Source organism: Ferruginibacter sp. (assembly GCF_014377975.1).
Taxonomy (GTDB): Bacteria; Bacteroidota; Bacteroidia; order Chitinophagales; family Chitinophagaceae; genus Ferruginibacter.
The window spans coordinates 1-5,243 of sequence record NZ_JACMOO010000287.1 but is presented as its reverse complement, the minus strand read 5'-3'; the positions used below and the strand labels follow the sequence as shown (position 1 = coordinate 5,243).

Genomic DNA, 5,243 nt, shown 5'->3' with positions numbered 1-5,243 from the left:
TTTGTGCTCGTTGTGTGAAACAAAAATTTGAACTGTACTCTTAAATGCCCTTGCTGCAAAGTATTATATTTGCAGCCAATTAACACTATTATGTTCAACAAAAGACTAAAGATAAAAGCGCTGCTGGCGTCGGATGATACCGGCTTTGAAGCAACCGTAATGGGATGGGTGCGGACTTTTCGCAACAACCAGTTTATAGCACTGAATGATGGCAGTACCAATAATAATTTACAGGTCGTAGCTTCCCTGGGTTTATTTGAAGAAACTACCTTAAAAAGACTTACTACCGGCGCCTGTATCAAAGTAACGGGCGAAGTGGTTGCATCTTTAGGTAAGGGCCAGAAGGTAGAATTAAAAGCCGCCAGCATAGAAATACTAGGGGATAGTGATGCTGAGAAATTTCCTTTGCAACCAAAAAAACACAGCCTGGAATTTTTAAGAGAGATTGCTCACCTGCGGTTTAGGACCAATACTTTTGGCGCTATTTTTCGCATCCGGCATTCCCTTGCTTTTGCCGTTCACAAGTTTTTTAATGATAAGGGATTTATTTACCTGCATACACCCATTATTACCGCAAGTGATGCAGAAGGCGCCGGCGAAATGTTTAGGGTAACTACTTTACCGTTGGATGGAAGCGCACCAAAAAATGATGATGGCAGCATTAGTTTTAAAGAAGATTTTTTTGGGCGAAGCACCAACCTTACCGTAAGCGGGCAACTGGAAGGCGAACTGGCCGCCATGGCTTTTAGTGATGTGTACACGTTTGGACCCACATTCAGGGCAGAAAACAGCAACACTGCCCGGCACCTTGCAGAGTTTTGGATGATTGAGCCGGAAGTTGCATTCAATGATCTGGAAGATAATATGAACCTGGCAGAAGCTTTCATCAAATATGTTATTGACTATGCGATGCAACACAACAAGGAAGACCTTGAATTTTTAGCGCAACGACTGGAAGAAGAAGAGAAACAAAAACCCCTGGCAGAAAGAAGTGAAATGGGGTTACTGGATAAATTAAATTTTGTGGTGAACAACGATTTTGAAAGACTGACTTACACTGAAGCAATAGAAATTTTAAAAGAAAGCAATCACAATAAGAAAAAGAAATTTCAATATTTAATTGAAGGCTGGGGTGTTGATTTACAAAGTGAGCATGAACGTTACCTGGTAGAAAAGCATTTTAAAAAACCGGTAATTTTAACCGATTATCCAAAAAACATTAAGTCGTTTTATATGCGGCTCAATGAGGATGGTAAAACAGTTGCGGCCATGGATATTTTAGCACCCGGCATTGGGGAAATTGTAGGTGGTTCACAAAGAGAAGAACGGCTGGACAAACTAACCGCACGCATGAAGGAAATGGATATTCCGGCAGAAGAACTGAACTGGTATTTAGATACCCGCCGCTTTGGTGCCTGCCCGCATGCTGGCTTTGGACTTGGGTTTGAGCGGCTGGTGCAGTTTGTAACCGGTATGGGAAATATCCGGGATGTAATTCCTTTTCCGCGGTATCCGAAGAGTGCGGAATTTTAGCCTCTTCTCTTCTGATAAAAACCGCACCCGGGTTGCCAGGGCAACGAAGGCTTGAATAATTTAGACGATTTACATTTTTATTCCGGATAAAAATCCGAAGCATATTGTTTCGGGTTTTTTATTGGATCCATAAATTTTAAATGATACCTGCTGCTATAATTACCGGCCAATGCTCACAGTAAATTTCAATCCTTTTCCAACTTTATACACCAGCCGCTTACAATTAAGACAACTCAAAACAGGCGATGTAAAGGAAATTTTTGAATTGCGTTTCAGCAAAACGATCATGCAATTTATTGACCGGCCAATGGCGGTAACGCAGGATGATGCCCTTGTATTTATTCAAAAAATTACTGACAATCTCCATATCAACGAGGGCATTACCTGGGCCATTGCTTTTAAAGGGGAAGCCACACTAATTGGTACTATTGGTTTCTGGAGAATTGATAAAGAAAATCACCGGGCAGAAATCGGATACATGCTGCAGCCGCAACAGCATAAAAAAAACATCATGCAGGAAGCAATGGTTATTGCACTGGATTACGGCCTTAATAGTATGCGGTTGCATTCGGTGGAGGCCAATGTAAATCCTGCAAATGAAGCCTCCAAAAAATTACTGTTGAAAAATAATTTTAATCAGGAGGCTTATTTTAAAGAAAACTATTATTTTAACAATCAATTTCCTGATACCGTTATCTATAGCCTTTTAACGCCTTAGCCTGTTGTGTGATGGCACGGATTTTTCTTTTTCCATAAACAAATTTATATGATAAAAAAGATCGGCCGTTTATAGTTTGAGGCTCCCTTAAAAAAGCGGTAAGAAATTAGAGTAGATGTAGTTAAGAACTGAAATTATTGTTACAAATACTTAGTTTTGCCATTAGCCTGTAAGTTATATTAAAGCCCGGGTATATTTTGCTGATTGACTTAATTTCAATTTAGGTAAGCATTCAAATTTGGTAGCTTTTTTTATGCAGCCAGGCCTGAAAGATTTATTCTGGTATGGGGCGTTCAGCCATGGGGCTTTATTTTTTTTGTTGCTTTTTTTATCAGAAAAAAAGTCAGCAGGTTCTAATCCTCAATGAATAAAACAATGTATTTAAAATTAATTATTCCTTAAATTTTAAAAATGCAAACATTCCATGGTGGCTGTTTGTATTCACTCTAAAGAAAAGAATTATGACAACAGTAAATGCTTACGCAGCACAAAATGCCACAACGCCATTGGCACCTTTTAATTTTGAAAGAAGGGATGTTGGTAACAACGATATCCAGATTGAAATTTTGTATTGTGGTGTTTGTCACTCCGACATTCACCAGGTGCGCAACGAATGGGGAGGCTCTATTTACCCAATGGTTCCTGGCCACGAGATAGTAGGCCGCATTACCAAAATTGGCGATGAAGTTAAAAATTTTACTGTGGGTCAATTGGCTGGCGTTGGTTGTTTTATAGACTCCTGCAGGGTTTGCCCAAGCTGCCTTGCCAACGAAGAACAATATTGTGATGTTGCTATGGTAGGTACTTACAATAGCCGGGATAAAGCAGGCAATCCTACATACGGAGGGTACGCTACCCAAATAGTAGTGGACGAAAAGTATACCCTTCATGTATCCGAAAAGCTTCCTATTGAAGGAGTGGCTCCTTTACTTTGTGCAGGCATTACAACCTATTCTCCTTTGCGACACTGGAATATTGGCAAGGGCCATAAAGTAGCTGTAGTGGGTTTGGGCGGTTTAGGACATATGGCCGTTAAATTTGCTGCTTCCTTTGGAGCAGATGTTACGGTGTTGAGTACTTCAAAATCAAAAGAACAGGATGCCTTGAATTTAGGTGCCCATCACTTTGCGGTAACAAAAGATCCCGAAACCATGAAAAGCCTGCAGGGCAAATTTGATTTTATTTTAAGCACCATTTCTGCCCAACACGAATACAATGATTATTTAAATTTATTAACCTTAAACGGCACGATGGTGGTAGTGGGTGCTCCGCCACACCCTTCTCTTGTAGGCGCATTTAACCTGATAGGCAAGCGCCGCTCTCTGGCAGGTTCGTTAATTGGTGGCATTAAAGAAACACAGGAAATGCTGGATTACTGTGCCGAACACAATATTGTGAGTGATGTGGAAGTAATCAATGCATCCGAAGTAAATGAGGCGTACGAGCGGATGCTGAAAGGTGATGTGCGGTATCGTTTTGTGATTGATATTGCCTCTATAAAATAAACTTTTTAAACACATAACTACAAGGTGGGCCTTAATTTGCCCGCCTTTTTTTATTTCTTTATTAATTTGGCGGGCATGTTTTGAAATATTTGAGCAGAAACTCCTATTTTTGCTGCCCCGAAAGGGAATGGTGTGATAGCTCAGTTGGTAGAGCAATGGACTGAAAATCCATGTGTCGCCGGTTCAACCCCGGCTCGCACCACTTAAATTAATATTAAACCATTGTAAGTCGATATCTTATAATGGTTTTTTCTTTTTAATTATGGCGAGTGTACAGTTGAGGGTCAGGTAAATTTGCATCAAGCAATTCTCTTTTACCAATCACCCGTTTTTCAATTTTCTTTGCCCACAAGTTGTACTGTTGTTTTTTAATTTTACATTAGTTGTAGACTTTATTTGCATCTTCTCTCTTTCATCGCTAAGCCTTAACGTTAGCCAAAATATTTCCGACCTACACCGAAGGAAAAATTAAGATTAAACGTCTATCATAATTATGAATCAATTTAAAGATAGAGAAATGAATTATTGGAAATTTCAAACAAGAGAATTACCCATATTTTTACTTTTTGCTTTAGGTGTAATTAGTTGTAGGAAAAATACTACTACAACTGAAGTAACTGCAAACTCGCCTGTTCCAGCAGTGTATCTAAAAATCTATGGTGCAACAAGTGTAAAAAGTGACGGAACTTGGATATATATCAAAACCAGAGATTTGCCAGATCATAAAAGTGCTTATTATCCAACAACAAATGCATTGTATGAGTCTTATAGCGGTTCAACATTTGGTGGAAATACATTTAATAAAAACCCAAATTCAATTGTTGAGCAATTGGGTAGTGTTAAGATACCATTAAATCCTGCTGTAAACGCTTTGCATTCCGCCACACCATTAGGTCCGATAGGAATTGCACTAAACGGAGTATTCCTTTTCAATCAATATGCAGGGCCAAGCCAACCATTAACAGGTGAAATTACATCATTTGATAAATATTATGGTCATCCACAAAATTCAGGCATGTATCATTACCACGTTGAACCTCTTTATTTAACCACAGTAAAATTTACCAAATCAGGTTTAATGGGGTTTTTATTGGATGGTTTTCCAGTATACGGCCCAGAAGAAGAAAATGGAACAACAGTAACAAGTAGTGGACTTGATGTTTATCATGGACATACGCACGCTACCATTGACTACCCAAACGGAATTTATCATTATCATTTCACAAATGATGCCCCATATTTAAATGGAAATGGTTTTTATGGTACGCCAGGAACTGTAACTCAATAAATGAAATTTAATACTTATTTTATTATTGCCATTATGGCTATTTCTTGCAAAACGAAAGTGCCAGCAGAAATATTTGTTTTAAAATCCTCCAATTCTATTTCAATAGTTAATGATATAATTTTCTATCATAAAAGTAGATTTACAGGGGTTTTATTTGAACTAAATTCCAATAAAAATGACACTGTCTTATTGGAAAGAT

Annotated in this window: 5 protein-coding genes and 1 tRNA gene; all 6 read left to right on the top strand. The window is 38.6% G+C overall.

Annotated elements, in window-relative coordinates; genetic code table 11:
* Nucleotides 1-90 precede the first annotated feature (90 nt).
* Nucleotides 91-1,533, top strand: a complete 1,443-nt coding sequence (asnS, locus tag H7254_RS14940; RefSeq protein WP_301933720.1) for an asparagine--tRNA ligase — start codon at nucleotides 91-93, stop codon at nucleotides 1,531-1,533.
* Between the two features lie 169 nt (nucleotides 1,534-1,702).
* A complete protein-coding gene (locus tag H7254_RS14935) occupies nucleotides 1,703-2,251 on the top strand; it encodes a GNAT family N-acetyltransferase (protein WP_301933719.1) in 549 nt (182 codons plus the stop codon).
* A gap of 461 nt (nucleotides 2,252-2,712) precedes the next feature.
* A complete protein-coding gene (locus tag H7254_RS14930; RefSeq protein WP_301933718.1) occupies nucleotides 2,713-3,756 on the top strand; it encodes an NAD(P)-dependent alcohol dehydrogenase in 1,044 nt (347 codons plus the stop codon).
* A 129-nt stretch (nucleotides 3,757-3,885) separates the two neighbouring features.
* A tRNA-Phe gene (locus H7254_RS14925) sits at nucleotides 3,886-3,958 on the top strand.
* Nucleotides 3,959-4,249: 291 nt separating this feature from the next.
* Complete coding sequence (locus H7254_RS14920; RefSeq protein ID WP_301933717.1) at nucleotides 4,250-5,044, top strand: YHYH protein; 795 nt, start codon at nucleotides 4,250-4,252, stop codon at nucleotides 5,042-5,044.
* The coding region (locus H7254_RS14915; protein WP_301933716.1) for a hypothetical protein at nucleotides 5,045-5,243 on the top strand (199 nt) is incomplete at its 3' end.

Excerpts from the sequence above, each read along its gene's own strand:
- asnS (WP_301933720.1), top strand. The coding sequence starts at position 91 with ATGTTCAACAAAAGACTAAAGATAAAAGCGCTGCTGGCGTCGGATGAT.
- H7254_RS14935 (WP_301933719.1), top strand. The coding sequence starts at position 1,703 with ATGCTCACAGTAAATTTCAATCCTTTTCCAACTTTATACACCAGCCGC.
- H7254_RS14930 (WP_301933718.1), top strand. The coding sequence starts at position 2,713 with ATGACAACAGTAAATGCTTACGCAGCACAAAATGCCACAACGCCATTG.
- H7254_RS14920 (WP_301933717.1), top strand. The coding sequence starts at position 4,250 with ATGAATCAATTTAAAGATAGAGAAATGAATTATTGGAAATTTCAAACA.